The organism is Ligilactobacillus sp. JN-6 (Y).1, from assembly GCF_058111525.1.
This window is the reverse complement of record NZ_CM176599.1, coordinates 1,080,776-1,095,326: the sequence shown is the minus strand read 5'-3', so window position 1 is coordinate 1,095,326 and position 14,551 is coordinate 1,080,776. Positions and strand designations below refer to the sequence as shown.

The following is a 14,551-nucleotide window of genomic DNA, read 5'->3' as shown; positions in this document are numbered from 1 at the left end:
TTTTAATCAGTTTCTGGGTTACGCAAATAGTACCCAACACCACGACGAGTTACTAACCAGACAGGGCGGCTAGGGTTATCCTCAACTTTTTCGCGCAAACGGCGCATCGTTACGTCAACTGTGCGCACATCGCCAAAATAATCATAGCCCCAAACTGTTTGTAATAAATGCTCACGAGTCATGACCTGACCCATATGTTTTGCTAAATAATTCAATAGTTCGAATTCACGATGGGTCAGTTCAATTTTTTCACCATGACGTGACACCGTATATGATTCAGGATGGATCGTTAAGTCTCCGATAACGATGTCGCTATTTTCTTCTTTTTCTTCATTTTGCGCAGCCTGTGCGACCGTATTTTGTCGACGCAAGTTAGCCTTGACCCGCGCCACCAATTCTCGGTTAGAAAACGGTTTAGTCACGTAGTCATCAGCACCCATTTCTAACCCTAGCACCTTATCGATCTCCGTGTCTTTAGCCGTAACCATGATGATCGGCATCTCATGTGTTTTGCGGATCTCACGTGCAACCTCCAGCCCATCGACCTTGGGCAACATTAAGTCTAAGATGATCAAATCAGGATCGACCTCTCCAACTTGTTTGATGGCATCTTCACCATCGTAAGCTACATATACATCATAGCCTTCTTTATTCAAATTAAATTTAATGATATCAGAAATTGGTTTTTCATCATCTACCACTAAAATTTTCTTCATAGTATAAATCCTCCTTGGTGAACTTTCTCACCAGCCGTTTATTGTTCTCGAATACTTACAGGTATAGACGAGCTGAACAATACTAAATAACATCTCGTTCAATCGTCACTCCATTTTATTATAAACCAGTGCCTGTAATATTCCAAATATTAGAAATATCGCGGCTGTGATTCATACTTTATTCTCCTTTCGGTATAAAGGTGCTATACTCAAGGGTAAAATAAGTATCTAAAGGAGGCCAAATTTTGCAACCAAATGTTTTAGTTAGCCAAGACCTATCTTGTTTTGGTCAAGTTTCACTCCTGACCGCTCTACCATTAATAAACGCCAGCGGAGCAAACATTAGTGCCTTGCCAACCGCTCTACTTTCTACACATACCGGTGGTTTCGGTGACAATACATACTTAGACCTTAGTCAAGAAATGGCTCGTATCATAAATCACTGGCAAAAACTTAAACTCACTTTTGACGGTGTTTACCTGGGCTATTTAGGATTTGAACCCTTACAACGATTACAAAAAAGCCTTTCAACTCTAGTCACACATAATTCGTTGATTTTGATCGACCCTGTTATGGGAGATAATGGGCGCCTTTACCATGGCTTTGACCACCAATACGTCAATGCCATGAAAAAATTAGTACAAAAAGCAGATGTCCTAACGCCTAATTTGACGGAGGCGTCATTCTTGCTTGACCGACCGCAATTGGTAAATGGTGGAATAAAAGAGGCCAAATCAGCGATCCATCAATTACAAGAACGCTTTGAGATACAAACTATCTTGATCACTGGTATTCCTTTAACTGATGACCAAATTGCGGTTGTAGGTCGCCAGGGGGCTAATAAGCTCTGGGTCAAAACGCAAACACGCTTTCCGTCTAGCTATTTTGGTACAGGTGACATTTTTGCTGCGGCGCTTTTTTCGGGTTTAGTGTCTGGTCATCAGGTCGAAAAAGCGTGTGATATCGCGATGGACTTACTGCACACATCGATTTTAGAACGTCAGACAAAACCAAAAGTTGATCCTCGTCTTGGCCTTAACTATAATTCCGCATTACCGCATTTTTACAAACAACTATCACAAGGAGAAACAAATGATTGAAGATAATAAAAATTCATTAAGAGCAATTATACTGACAGGACTTTTTGCTGCTATTATTTACATTGGGATCTGGGTCTTACGCATCCCGATCCCAGCTCTTGTAGGTCGTCCATTTATACACTTTGGTAATACTCTAACAGCTGTGGCAATCTTATTTTTAGGTTTACGAAATGGAATGCTGGCAGGGGTGATCGGTCTTGGCGCGTTCGATATCCTTAATGGGTATGCCGCAACATCTTGGCTCACGATGCTGGAAGTGGTCGTGATAGCTTTCGTCATAACCGGTATTTATAAAGCCTTAAAATATAACGACAGCAAGCGAAACATTATCATCATTGCAATAATTGCAGGGATCACCAAAACTTTAACTACCTACTGTGTTTCGATCGTAGAAGCACTTATGGCGGGATCCTTTTTTAAAGCTGCTTTAGTTGCGTCTTTTGTCAGTTTGCCGGCGACTATCATCAACTCGATCTCCACGGCGATCTTGACCCCAATTTTATATTTCTTTGTTAAAAAGGTTTACACATCATTACGTAAGAATCCAAGTAATTCTCTTTAAAATATTTTTTTACAAACTAGGAAGGAGCATCTCGTAGTAGCGAATTGTTCCTTCCTAGTTTTTATTTACCTAATTTTTCAAACATGATTTTTTGATACTTATAGTACTCTTTGCGCCATGAACTGACGTATCGACCTTCTATGATCCAAGGTTTACTAAAACCCGTATAATGAATAAGCACCGGATCTCTTAAGGCAAGCTGTGCCAGCTTTCTTTGCTTAGGATCAGAACTTTGTTTTTCATGCCGCATCAAAGGCGATTGCAAATTATACTTAGGATCAAGCGATTCCCACTGATCAGCTAAAACGACATTGAGAATATCTTGGTCCTGAAAATCAATAATAGCGGCATTATCATGCATATATTGGCGTGCTTCAGCCGTAATATCGTTATCATTCCACCTTTTCGTATCGATCAATAAAAGCCCAGCATTAAAGTATTTAGGTTGCTGATGTTCAACTCCCAATGTTTTCAGGCGATCGACATACATCTGGGATTCCACTGCGCCAATAATGTTAGCGTGGATATTTGACCTGAACAATGGGCCGACCTCACCACGGCAAATCATATCACAGTCGAGATACAGTAACCGGGAACACGAAACTAAATGTGGCATTTCAAACCTGTAATAAGTGTTTTCCTTGATCAAAGAACGGGGGGACTTGACATTTGCACCACGATAAAGTTGTGCAAAATCACTACCCAAAAAAGTGATCCGTTCGCAATTAGGGTAAACTCGCTCTAACAAATTTATCCGTTCTTTGTCACCATCTGTCAGTTCGTCATCTATAATATTAAAACTAAAAGATTCCCGTGGATTATTTTCCAGTAAAGAAACATAACTTGTTAACAGCACGTTGACAAATTCACTGTCAGTCGTTGAGCCAATCTCAATCATTGATCTCGTTCCTTTCTTAAAATACCTCTTACTATTCTAAGAAAAAATCTCACCTTACCGACAAACACACTCAGATCTTCTTTTCCAACCAAACATCACAAGTATTATGCAAAGTTCCACTTTTCGAAAATTTCAACCTGTGAAAACCTAGATGTTCATACAATCCCAAAGCTTCCTTCATATTTGACAAGGTTTCAATATATAAAGATTTAAAGCCAAATTCCTGCCCATAAGTTTCACAAAGTCTCAACAATTTTTTACCCGCTCCCAAACCGCGTGCTTCAGCTGACAGGTATAGTTTTTGGATCTCAGCCGTACCATGGTCATCAAACTCCGCCAAGCCACAGCCGCCTACTACGACTCCGTCAACAGTAGCTACCAAATATTTTCTGCACGGAGATGCTGCATAAAATTTAGAAAGTTCTCCAAGCTCCGGATCAAAATACGCTGTTCCAGGAAGATCATCATGATACTCCCTCAAAACACTCTGAATTATATCTTTTACAGCTAGATCGTCTTTCCTTGTTAATTCTCGTATCTGAAATTTCTCTTCTACCATAATGACCCTCCTCGCATTAAGTTTTCTAGTTCCATTCTAGCAATAAATGCTCTATGAGCCCAAAAATTGCGGCTCATATTCATGCAGCAATTTCCAATGAAACCCTGATCTAATAGCAATATAAAAACTATTTACGCGGCTGCTTAGCGAAATAGTGCTCACTATAATACTTAAAACTATCAAAGAAAAACTCATGAGCTTCCTGGGATAATTGTGCCTTGGGACACACCATGTCAAAACCATGAAAAGCTCCAGGAAAGACTTTAAAAGTCGTCTTGACTCCAGCATTTTGCAATCTATCAATATAACTCACAGTTTCATCATAAAAAGGCTCAATATCTCCTACAAAAGAAACGGTAGGTGGTAAATTAGATAAATCTTCTGCTCTGGCCGGAGCAGCATACGCCGGAATACGCTCATTATCATATAGTGACCCTAAATACATTTTCCAACAGGTCTGGTTAGACTTAGTATTCCAAACAGGAGCGTCATTATCAATAGAAGATCCTGTCGGTCGTTCATCGATCATGGGATAAAGCGGCATTTGAAATGCGATTGCAATATCTCCTTTGTCTCTGGCATACAAGGTTAGTGCAGCCGTTAACCCGCCACCGGCACTTGAGCCTGCAACAACTAATTGATCATCACGGATGCCATACTCAGCAGTATGTTTACGAAGCCATTCTAAGCCGGCATAACAGTCGGATAAAGCAGCAGGATAAGGCTTTTCGGTAGAACGGCAATAATCAGGAGCCACTACTACGGCACCGAATTTATCAATCAGATCAGCAAATGGACCTGTTTCTGTCTCTGGGCTCCCCATGGCGTAACCGCCACCGTGGATCCATAAGACACCCGGAGCATCTTTTTTAGGTGTATCAGAAGAGTACACACAAAGACGCAGCTTAGACCCATCTGCTCGTGTCACAAAGTGTTGTTCATAATTAAATTTAGTGTTATTGATCCCTTTTGAAAGGCTAATCATACCTTGGATAGCCTTGATCTTCTTTTCAGTAAGGCTGGGCATGATAGTCCGAATGATTTTTCCTGTTCTTCTTAAACCTGGATCAATACTACTGTTACTGATGTGCATATTTAACCCTTCTTTGTATTGTTTTTTGACATGTCTTCTGTGCGTTCGTCTGTCAAAATTATTTGACTTTTTAAGGCATCATTTTGGGCCTGGGCAATTTTTAAAATACCCAATAAGGCTAAATTAGTCAGTAAGCTAAAGCTCAGTAAAATATCTTTCATAAATAAGCTCCTTTTTACAAATTTTAGTATAAAATAGCATTTACTGGTAATAAAAGCAATTAAGCCCTTTCATTTGAATAAGTCACACACTGAAACCAGCATTTGCTGATAATAATCATACTATCAGTCCAAACTTCTTCTGCATATAATTGATCGTAATACGAAAGTTTCATCCAACCATTACAGATAGCTCCACACCCAATAATTTACCAATTGACTTTCCTAACTTTAAAGAATAAAATCGTTCTTTGTAATAGTTAGCTTGCTAACTATATGATGTAAGGAGGACTTTTTATGCAAAGAAAGTTAGATAGTAAATTAATTTTTTCGATCATCGCCACAGGCTTAATGTCCTTTTGTGGTGTGGTCATTGAAACAGCTAGTAATATTACCTTTCCCGTTTTAATGAAAGATTTCAACGTTGATCTTTCTACTGTTCAATGGATGACAACAGGATATTTATTAATTGCTGCGATCACCATGCCCTTATCTGCCTACTTAAAAAAGAACTTTACTTCTAAGAGACTTTTTACTGTTGCTGTTTCATTATTCTTATTAGGAGCGATCACAGATGCTTGTGCCACTAAGTTTTTCTTTTTAGTTGCTGGACGTTTGATCCAAGGTGCAGCCGCAGGCATTGCTATCCCATTAATGTTTAATATTATTTTAGAACGTGCACCATTTAATAAAATCGGACTATTAATGGGGATCGGTACTATGATAACGGCCGTTGCTCCAGCTTTAGGACCGACATTTGGCGGTTTAGTTGTTAGCTCACTAGGCTGGAGATACGTCTTTATCCTGATAATACCCTTAATTGCAATTTCACTTATTTTAGGAACTATTTTTATTAAAAGTGACACTACGAACCTGCAGCCTACAAAGCTTGGTCTGCTAGGATTTATCGAAATTGCCGTAGCTTTTAGTGGTTTTATATTCGCCTTTAGCAACCTTTCAACGGTACAAACACAACCTCTAAATTTTATAGGGCCATTAATTATTGGAGCGACAGCTTTAGCCCTATTTATTAAACACTCTCTCAATGTTTCAAATCCCTTAGTCAACATCCGGCTTCTCAAACTAAGTAAGTTTTCCCAAGGGCTTGGTGCTTATTTTATTTTTCAAGTTAATGTCTTAGGCTTATCATTTATTTTGCCTAATTATGTTCAATTAATAAATAATTCAACCGCAATGATCGCTGGATTATTAGTTTTACCTGGCGGAGCTCTTGGTGCAATATTTGCCCCATTGAGCGGACATTTGCTAGATGAATATGGCGCCAGAAGACCGATCATGACAGGAGCACTCCTAGAGTTCATAGGAAGCGGATTATTTTGTTTTTATGCCTCAAATTTATCCTCAATTAAAATAATTATTTTCTATCTGATCATTATGTTAGGGACTGGTTTATCCATGGGAAATATAATGACTAGTTCCTTAACTTTATTAAATAAGGAAGAAAACGCAGATGGGAATGGTTTATTCAACATGACCCAACAGCTTTCTGGAGCGGTTGGGACTGCACTGGTTTCCGCTATCATGCAATTCGGACAGCAATTAAGTTCGGCTTCATCTTTGACCAATAAAACTAGGACCGGCGCTCAAAGCGCACTAATTTTTCTGCTGATCTTGGTAATTGTTGGTGTATACTTGCTCTATCATGCCACAAAGGTAAATAAATCGGTAAAGGAATGATTTAATGAGAAGGTTAGGTGTCGCTTTACAAAGAGTACAGAACACATTACACCGTGAAGTCGATAGTTATGCGAGAACTCTGGGATTAACAGGTACTCAGGCAAGCATTATTGATTTTTTAAATTCTGCTCCTGAAAATGCTGCTAAGTATCAAAGAGATATTGAATTTGAATTTAACATTCGAAAATCAACCGCAACAAACATTTTAAGATTAATGGAACAAAAGGATCTGGTCACAAAAAAAACGGACAGCCACGACACTCGTCTTAAAGAAATTATCCTAACTCCCAAGGCGAAGCAAATGGCCATAGAAATTAGCGCGTTCTTAAATCAAACTGAACAAAAAATCGACCAGCTCCTAGGTAAAACAACCAAACAGGAAATGATCGAAAACTTATTAAAGCTTGAAAGTTGATCTTAAGTCACAAAATTCAAGTTTATTAGTTAAAAGGCCACCAGGGAAAACCAGCTGCCCTTGGACCGTCTGTCTTTTTATTATATGGGATATAATGGTCCCCAGCCTGTTCTCGCATTTGCACGGGTATCTGTTTCTTCGCGACCACCCGCGCCGCAGAGACATAAGAGCCTTTATGTCTCACCAAAGCCCAACGATTCCCTTTTGAATACAAGCCCGTATCAAATTTGAGCCATTCGCCTCCGCCAAAAGGATCATCTGAAACATAAGCATCTACCTTTTGTGGAACACTGATCCACTCTTTACGTTTAGTTGTTTTACCAGAGTTACTTACTTCCTGCAACTCTTTTTTTGTAGGAGTTTTAGAAGGAAGAATAGCATAACCATACTGTGTTCGTAAAAATGGATCAAAACGATCGATCAAAGCAATCTGATTAGCACGCCCATATCCTAAAAGTACCAACCATAATAAAAGGATAACGAAAATCGAGCTAATAATTATCGAATAGCGTTTAAATTTTGTTTTACCACGGACGTCAGAACTGATTTTTTCTACCATAGCATTGTCTTCTCCTTTGAGTAAATTATCTAAGGGAATATCAAGAATAATGCTAAGTTCAACTAAAGTATCTAAATTAGGAAAGGTCGCACTATTCTCCCACCGTGACAAAGTCTGTCTGGTAACGTGCAATCGATCAGCAAGCTCTTGCTGGGTCAAATGTAAATCTTTTCTTTTCTTTCGTAGAACTGTCGCAAATTCCATAGTTATCAACTCCCTTTTAACAATAAAATACCGTTAAATACAGAAAAAGTAACGCAACTACCGTGTTACATTTGCCAAATCTGCGCAAATAATGGCTTCATAAATAATCTCCATAATTATTATGCCATTTTTTCAAGGACAATATTTGAATTATGCAGATAATGTTACAATGAAAACCAGAACACTAAACCCTCTACTAAATTAAATAAAGAAGGAATTTATTATGCGTTTTTACTTTGCACGCCACGGAACCACCATTAATAATCAAAACCATACTTTTAACGGTGGTGGAGTCGACCCAGTACTAACCACTCAAGGAAAAAACGAAGCCGAAAAACTTGGGCGATATTTACGAGACATCCCTTTTGACGCGTGCTTTTCATCCCCGCTTAAAAGAGCGTATGCTACAGCTGAACTGGTCCTTAAAGAAAGTGCCCAGCAGCTTCCAGAAATACAGATCCTACCAAACCTGACTGAAATGGATCTTGGCGACTGGGATGGCATTTCGATCGATAATTTGGGCCAGGAGCCACAGACCAAAAATTACTTTCAAGCTCCAGACCTCTTTGATGGGCATTCGATTCATGCCGAAAGTTATCATGATGTACTGGATCGTGGTCACCAAGTGCTAGGACAAATTTATGACCTAGCAGAAAACGGTGAAAATATCCTAATTGCTAGTCATGGTTTGTTACTAACAACTTTACTCAAAACTTTGGCGGGCATTGACTTAAAAGACATCAGGAAGGATGGTCTCGTTTCTACCTCGAGTGTTACCGTTTTTGAAAGCAACGATGGAAAAGACTTTCAATTAAAAGAATGGGCCAGCAAACCTGAAGGATAAAAAGTAATTAACAAAAGGACTTGTTTTTTGTATACAAAATTGGCATAATGGTAGATGGTCATTTTATATGGTCTGGGTGGTTAGCTCAGTTGGTAGAGCAACGGACTCTTAATCCGTGGGTCCAGGGTTCGAGCCCCTGACCACCCATGGGTGCCAAACCCTTGAGAAGCAGAATTGTTGGTGCGAAATGCATTTGGAAAACAAATCTGGCTTCTCTTTTTTTGTCCAAATTTTCTGTTATTTGCTTAAATTGAACTTAAATCAGCGTTTACCGGCCTACTTTTTTGCTTGGCCTAATCTTTTAATTAAATCCGGCAAAAGATAGTGGACTCTTCTCGTGGTTATTTGTTATATTGAATTTAGAAATAAACTTCAACAAAGAACTATCTGATAGACAGGTTTCGCGAAGTTGAAAGCTCCGCCTATCCCGCCACACAGCACCAAGCCTGCGCTATGTAGTCGGACTTGCTTTTCTCTTTTCACGATACCCTATTTTAAAATATACTAGGAGGATATTTTATGCTAACTTGGTTTGCTGAGGCAAATCCCATTATTCAAGCAACTTTAGCTGGTATTTTCACCTGGGGCTGTACAGCCGTGGGTTCGGCGATCGTATTCTTATTTAACGATGTGAATCGTAAGTTACTGGATATCATGAACGGTTTCGCAGCTGGGATCATGATCGCGGCCAGCTTCTGGTCTCTACTTGCCCCTTCGATCGACTATGCTCAAGCAGGCGGCTATGGAAAATGGTCTTTTGTTCCGGCAGTCGTCGGTTTCTTGTTTGGCGGTGTCTTTTTACGGATCATTGATGCTGTAGTTCCAAACATGGACTTCGCCGGCAAGGAAGGTGTGGAAGGGCCTAAAACCAAGCTTTCCCCGACCACCCTGTTATTTCTCGCAATCACTATTCACAATTTCCCGGAAGGTCTATCTGTCGGCGTCGCATTTGGTGCTGGCGGAATGGGATTAAGTTCCGCAACTTTACAAAGTGCCTTGATCCTTGCTTTAGGGATCGGCATTCAAAACTTTCCAGAAGGTTCCGCATTATCAATGCCGATCAGGTCTAGCGGTGCTTCCAAAGGTCATTCGTTTAACCTCGGTCAAGCCAGTGCCTTAGTTGAGATCATTGGTGCTACACTAGGTGCTTGGCTAGTAACTCAAGTTACGGTCATATTGCCATACGCATTATCTTTTGCTGCAGGAGCCATGATTTTCGTCTGTGTGGAAGAATTGATTCCAGAATCACAGACAAACGGAAACAACGACCTTGCAACCTTAGCATTACTATTTGGTTTTGCCTTAATGATGGCATTAGATGTAGCGTTAGGTTAACTACTCAACTTCATCAGTTAATACATGAAAAAAGCTAGGAATATCTGTCTGAATCTTTCCTGATCTTTAGAAATTGCTCTAATGATCAGGAAAAATTCGGCACAGGAAAGTCCCTAGCTTTTTCTTTATTTATTTTTATTCGGATAAGTGGATCTCGTGCAAGCCGTGCTGACCATTAATGATCCTCAAGGCATCTTCGAGAGAGATCTCGACCATATTTTTAACAGCAATATCTGTATAAAAACCAACATGGGGGCTAACGGTCGCATTGTCCAACGATAATAATTCCTCAAGCCAGGAATTTGGCTGTTCCTTTTGCGAAAAATCATTGCTAAAAATATTAGCTTCATTTTCGATCGTATCGATCCCTGCAGCCGCGATATCCTTATTTTTCAATGCTGCTAGCAATGCTGGTGTATCAACCACTGCTCCACGTGATGCATTAATAAAGATAGTAGACGGTTTCATAGACTTGAAAACCGCAGCATCAACCATATGGTACGTCGATGTCAGAAGTGGTGTGTGCATCGTGACAATATCGGCTTGTTCAAAAACCGTCTGTTGGTCAACATATTTAAGTACACTATTTAATTCTGGACGATGAATAGGATCTGATGCGATCACAGTTGCACCTAAAGCTTTAAAAACACGGGCGACTTCGCTGCCGATCTTACCTGCACCTATGATACCCACAGTTAGTTCATGGATCTCTCGTGCCTGTAAATTATCCCAGGTAAAATCATTATGGTTTTCACGTTTTTCGGCAACGTTTAAATGCCGTAATAACCACATCGTATGTGCCAAAACTAGTTCGGAAACAGAACGTGGCGAGTATGCTGGAACATTGGTAACAACCAAATCATTGGCAGCGGCCTCCTTTAAGTCGACTGTTTCATAGCCTGTCGTACGCAATGACATTTGTTTGATACCATATGAATGCAGCTTTTGATAGATTTTTGGATCATCGATCAGGTTATCTTGTTGGAGTAGAAGACCATCGTAACCCTTTACCAAATCTACCGTTTGTGATGTAAGTGTTTCTTCGTTAGAATCTATCGTTACGCCAGGATGGTTTTCTTGCCACTTGTTGACCACATCAGCTTCGTCTTTCAAAGCATTAAACATCAATAATTTTGTCACTTCAAATATCCCCCTTTTAATCTACAAAACTTAAGGCTTTAAAGCCAGCAACTGCTTTTTCTAGTATCTCCATATTTTGAGTAGCGGCGATCCGCACAAAGCCTTGGCCTCCTTGGCCGAACGCCTGTCCAGGAATGACCAAGATCCCTGCTTTTTCTAGTAAATAGTCGCTAAATTCAACATCATCCATCCCTGCACCAGAGACATCTAAAAACAAATAAATACTGCCTGCGACCGGAATAGTCTTAGCCCAAGGTAATTTGTTCAACTCTTCTCCTAAATAAATCAATCTTTTACCAAATTCATTTTGTAAAGGCTCTGCCAATTCCTTAACATTTTGTAAGCCATAAGTTCCAGCAACTTGCGCCATACTTGGAGCAGTGTACGCCACCCCTTCATTCAGCAAACCAGCAGCGGTGATCACGTCTGTCGGACCTAACAAGTAGCCGATCCTAAAACCGGTCATCGCAAATACCTTGGACAAAGAATCAGTAACGATGGTACGTTCCGGCGCCAAATTTTCAAGCGGAGTAAAAGTTCTTCCATTAAAAACGTAAGGCCAATATACTTCATCTGCAATCAAATACAAATCGTATTTGCGGGCTATGTCAACGATGTCTTGCAAAATATCCTGCTCATAAACAGCTCCCGTCGGATTGTTGGGTGAGTTGACTAGGATAACCTTAGTTTTTGAAGTAATAGCAGCCTCAATATCTTCTTTTTGCGGTTGAAAATTATTTTCAGCTTTGCAAGTTACAACAACGGGTTTGCCATGAAACTGTTCAACTTGCACCTTATATGGCGCAAAGTAAGGTTCAAAAATAACAACCTCATCTTCTGGGTCAAGCAAAGCACCAAAGGCTAAGTCCGTTGCGTGACTAGCACCAACTGTTGCACGAACATTTTCTAAAGCATAGTCAGACCCAAATTGCTGATTATGAAAATCCACTATCGTTTGTAAATATTGCGGATCACCATCAGAGGCAGTGTAATGTGTGTAGCCATCCAACATTGCCTGAGTTGTAGCATCAACTATTGGCTTTGGTGTAGCCATATCGGGATCTCCAATAGATAAGTCAATAACATTATTCATCAAAGCAGCCGTTTTCCCAATTTCGGCCATAATGTTTTTGTCAGGATCTTGAAATAATTTTGCAACCGGTTTTACCATAATTTGCCTCCTAAATAAACACAGAGCGAAAGCAAGCGGGAAGAAGCGAGTACTATCGAGCTCTGGCATTATATCGTGATCCTCAGCGATGTGATGCCAGAGCTGGATAGACGGAACTTCTTGCTTGCTGCAGCTCGACTAAACACAGAGCGCAACGAGACGCCCAAGAGATGAGCATTATCGGGCTTAGGCCTTATAGTGTGTTTTTGGCACTGTGAGGCCTAAGTTGGATAAGCGGAATCTCTTGTCTCGTGAAGCCCGACTATAAACACAGAGCGCAGTGAAGCGAAAGAAAGTGAGCACTATCGTGGTCTAGCCATATAGCGCGATTTTGGCGCTGTGTGGTTAGACTGGGACAGGCGGAGCTTTCTGCTTCACGCAGCTAGACTATAAAACACAGAGCGAAAGCAAGCGGAAAAACAACTACCATCCAACTTCTCGCTTCTCTTTTATGCCGCTACATCATATTTCTTTCCCATTCTCTTCTCAAAAACCCCTATGATCCAGGCCATAATACTGGTCAAGACCCAGTAGATCGCAGCAGCTACAAGCAATGGAGCAATATAATCGTACAATGTTCCACCAACACCTAGAGCTTGTGCTGTTACCTCTTGAACACCAATATAAAACAGAACTGACGATTCCTTGATCAAAGTAATGAACTCATTGCCTAATGCAGGTAAGATATTACGAACGGCTTGCGGTAAGATGATAGAAAATAAAGCTGTTCGCTCGCTCATCCCTAAAGAAAGTCCTGCTTCCATCTGCCCAGTTGGTACTGAAATGATCCCGGAACGGAAAATTTCAGAAGTATAAGCAGCCGAATTTAACCCCAAGGCGATCGAACCTGGAATGATCCGGTCAAGGCCTGAGCCTAAAACTTGAACCTGAGAAATTTCCAAGCCCTTTGAAATTGAATAATAAATCAGCATAACCTGGATCATCGAAGGAGTGCCACGGACGATAGAAACATAGATCCGTGAAATATATTGGAAGACCTTAAATTTAGACCGCCGCAACAACACAAGTACCAGGCCTAATATAATGCCCAACAGGATACCAATAACTGAAATAATGACAGTTAATCCTGCTCCTTGTAAAAATAATTTATAGTATTGTCCTAAAAAATCAAACATAATTTTCCTCCAAACCATATACACAATTGTGAGTGAAAAGACTATAAAACATTCATTTGAATGATCTATAGCCCTTTCTAAAATATTTATCACTGATAAAACTAAAACATTATCTTGATATTATTTATTTTCTGACTGTAGAGTTTGTGCTTTTTCCAACCTCTTATCGAGCTCGCCGCTCTTCTTTAATTGAGCAATAACTTTATTTATTTGCTTGATCAACTTATGATCAGTTTTTTTAGTCGCAACATTGATGTTTTGCAGATCTTTCGGCGTCTGTAATTTGGCCGGTGCAATTTCATAATCATTCGGAAAGTTCTTAGCATAGTTATCTGCAATCGTATTTTCGACTACCACTGCATCTAACTTGCCCTTCTTCAATTCCGTCGTTAGAGCCGTAACTTTTGATTCAGAAACAACATTAGCACCCTTCATTTGCTTTTTAGCAATTGTCTCTTGTGTTGTTGTCTGTTGAACACCAACTGATTTATTCTTAAAATCAGTATTTGCTTTTTTGTATTTATTTGCTTGGCCTTTCTTTACCAAAACTTGATTTTCAACATTGAAATAGCTATCAGAAAAACCAACTTGTTTTTTACGTTCTTTAGTTGAAACCATCCCAGCCATTACCAAGTCGACCTTGTTATCTTTTAGCTCTGAAACAAGTGAAGGAAACTCTGTGTTGACCACTTTAAGTTTAACGCCTAATTTATCGGCAATTTTTTGTGCAAGCATGATATCATAGCCGACAATTTGTTTCTTGCCATCTTTAACGATTGGAAACTCAAAGGGAGCATAATCCGCTGAAGTTCCTACGACTAAAGTTTTTTTATCCTTGATCTTCTGGACACTATTATCTGTCTCCTTCTTGCCACAAGCAGTTAATACAACACAAAATACTGCTAAAAATGCTAATAATATGTAAATCTTCTTTTTGCCCTTCATTGAAAACAGCCTCTTTCA

16 protein-coding genes and 1 tRNA gene are annotated in these 14,551 nt (G+C 39.8%); 7 read left to right on the top strand and 10 right to left on the bottom strand.

Annotated features, from left to right (window positions below):
• Window positions 1-2: 2 nt before the first annotated feature.
• A complete protein-coding gene (gene yycF, locus AC3XNE_RS05120; RefSeq protein WP_489833234.1) occupies window positions 3-716 on the bottom strand; it encodes a response regulator YycF in 714 nt (237 codons plus the stop codon).
• 245 nt (window positions 717-961) lie between these two features.
• Between yycF and AC3XNE_RS05115 the strand changes: the two genes are divergently transcribed.
• Together AC3XNE_RS05115 and AC3XNE_RS05110 are read left to right on the top strand one after the other, a co-directional pair.
• Window positions 962-1,816 carry a pyridoxamine kinase gene (locus tag AC3XNE_RS05115; protein ID WP_489833233.1) on the top strand — a complete coding sequence of 285 codons (855 nt, stop codon included), beginning with the start codon at window positions 962-964 and terminating at the stop codon, window positions 1,814-1,816.
• Window positions 1,809-2,378, top strand: coding sequence for an ECF transporter S component (locus tag AC3XNE_RS05110; RefSeq protein ID WP_489833232.1), 570 nt, complete (start codon window positions 1,809-1,811; stop codon window positions 2,376-2,378). Before AC3XNE_RS05115 ends, AC3XNE_RS05110 begins: the two co-directional genes overlap by 8 nt.
• Before the next feature lie 61 nt (window positions 2,379-2,439).
• Here AC3XNE_RS05110 and AC3XNE_RS05105 read toward each other — a convergent pair whose 3' ends face one another.
• The 4 genes from AC3XNE_RS05105 to AC3XNE_RS05090 all read right to left on the bottom strand — a co-directional run bounded on the left by AC3XNE_RS05105 (window position 2,440) and on the right by AC3XNE_RS05090 (window position 5,089).
• Window positions 2,440-3,276, bottom strand: a complete 837-nt coding sequence (locus tag AC3XNE_RS05105) for a glycosyltransferase family 8 protein (RefSeq protein WP_489833231.1) — start codon at window positions 3,274-3,276, stop codon at window positions 2,440-2,442.
• A 70-nt stretch (window positions 3,277-3,346) separates the two neighbouring features.
• The gene (locus AC3XNE_RS05100; RefSeq protein ID WP_489833230.1) at window positions 3,347-3,835 is read right to left on the bottom strand and encodes a GNAT family N-acetyltransferase; all 489 of its coding nucleotides are present in this window, start codon (window positions 3,833-3,835) and stop codon (window positions 3,347-3,349) included.
• A gap of 127 nt (window positions 3,836-3,962) precedes the next feature.
• Entirely contained in the window at window positions 3,963-4,928 is a 966-nt protein-coding gene (locus tag AC3XNE_RS05095; RefSeq protein WP_489833229.1) for an alpha/beta hydrolase, read from the bottom strand.
• 2 nt (window positions 4,929-4,930) lie between these two features.
• The gene (locus tag AC3XNE_RS05090; protein WP_489833228.1) at window positions 4,931-5,089 is read right to left on the bottom strand and encodes a hypothetical protein; all 159 of its coding nucleotides are present in this window, start codon (window positions 5,087-5,089) and stop codon (window positions 4,931-4,933) included.
• A 294-nt stretch (window positions 5,090-5,383) separates the two neighbouring features.
• Here AC3XNE_RS05090 and AC3XNE_RS05085 point away from each other — a divergent pair, with 294 nt between their 5' ends.
• Both AC3XNE_RS05085 and AC3XNE_RS05080 read left to right on the top strand, forming a co-directional pair.
• Entirely contained in the window at window positions 5,384-6,784 is a 1,401-nt protein-coding gene (locus AC3XNE_RS05085) for a DHA2 family efflux MFS transporter permease subunit (RefSeq protein ID WP_489833227.1), read from the top strand.
• Window positions 6,785-6,788: 4 nt separating this feature from the next.
• Window positions 6,789-7,199, top strand: coding sequence for a MarR family winged helix-turn-helix transcriptional regulator (locus tag AC3XNE_RS05080; protein ID WP_489833226.1), 411 nt, complete (start codon window positions 6,789-6,791; stop codon window positions 7,197-7,199).
• A 25-nt stretch (window positions 7,200-7,224) separates the two neighbouring features.
• Here the strand turns inward: AC3XNE_RS05080 and AC3XNE_RS05075 are convergent, their stop codons facing one another.
• Window positions 7,225-7,962 (bottom strand): helix-turn-helix domain-containing protein, encoded by a 738-nt coding sequence (locus AC3XNE_RS05075; protein WP_489833225.1) that lies wholly within the window; start codon window positions 7,960-7,962, stop codon window positions 7,225-7,227.
• Between the two features lie 223 nt (window positions 7,963-8,185).
• Here AC3XNE_RS05075 and AC3XNE_RS05070 point away from each other — a divergent pair, with 223 nt between their 5' ends.
• From AC3XNE_RS05070 to AC3XNE_RS05060, 3 genes are all read left to right on the top strand, one after another.
• A complete protein-coding gene (locus AC3XNE_RS05070; RefSeq protein WP_489833224.1) occupies window positions 8,186-8,806 on the top strand; it encodes a histidine phosphatase family protein in 621 nt (206 codons plus the stop codon).
• 74 nt (window positions 8,807-8,880) lie between these two features.
• Window positions 8,881-8,953 (top strand) — tRNA-Lys (locus AC3XNE_RS05065).
• A gap of 372 nt (window positions 8,954-9,325) precedes the next feature.
• Window positions 9,326-10,141, top strand: a complete 816-nt coding sequence (locus AC3XNE_RS05060) for a ZIP family metal transporter (RefSeq protein ID WP_489833223.1) — start codon at window positions 9,326-9,328, stop codon at window positions 10,139-10,141.
• A gap of 135 nt (window positions 10,142-10,276) precedes the next feature.
• On the opposite strand, the gene AC3XNE_RS05055 is transcribed toward AC3XNE_RS05060, so the two are convergent.
• The 4 genes from AC3XNE_RS05055 to AC3XNE_RS05040 form a co-directional block, all read right to left on the bottom strand.
• Window positions 10,277-11,281: a D-2-hydroxyacid dehydrogenase gene (locus tag AC3XNE_RS05055; protein WP_489833222.1), complete on the bottom strand. Its 1,005-nt coding sequence runs from the start codon at window positions 11,279-11,281 to the stop codon at window positions 10,277-10,279.
• Window positions 11,282-11,297: 16 nt separating this feature from the next.
• Window positions 11,298-12,452, bottom strand: coding sequence for a pyridoxal phosphate-dependent aminotransferase (locus AC3XNE_RS05050; protein WP_489833221.1), 1,155 nt, complete (start codon window positions 12,450-12,452; stop codon window positions 11,298-11,300).
• Window positions 12,453-12,901: 449 nt separating this feature from the next.
• On the bottom strand, window positions 12,902-13,588 hold the full coding sequence (locus AC3XNE_RS05045) for an amino acid ABC transporter permease (protein ID WP_489833220.1): 687 nt from the start codon (window positions 13,586-13,588) through the stop codon (window positions 12,902-12,904).
• Window positions 13,589-13,708: 120 nt separating this feature from the next.
• Window positions 13,709-14,533, bottom strand: coding sequence for a transporter substrate-binding domain-containing protein (locus AC3XNE_RS05040; protein ID WP_489833219.1), 825 nt, complete (start codon window positions 14,531-14,533; stop codon window positions 13,709-13,711).
• Between the last annotated feature and the right edge of the window lie 18 nt (window positions 14,534-14,551).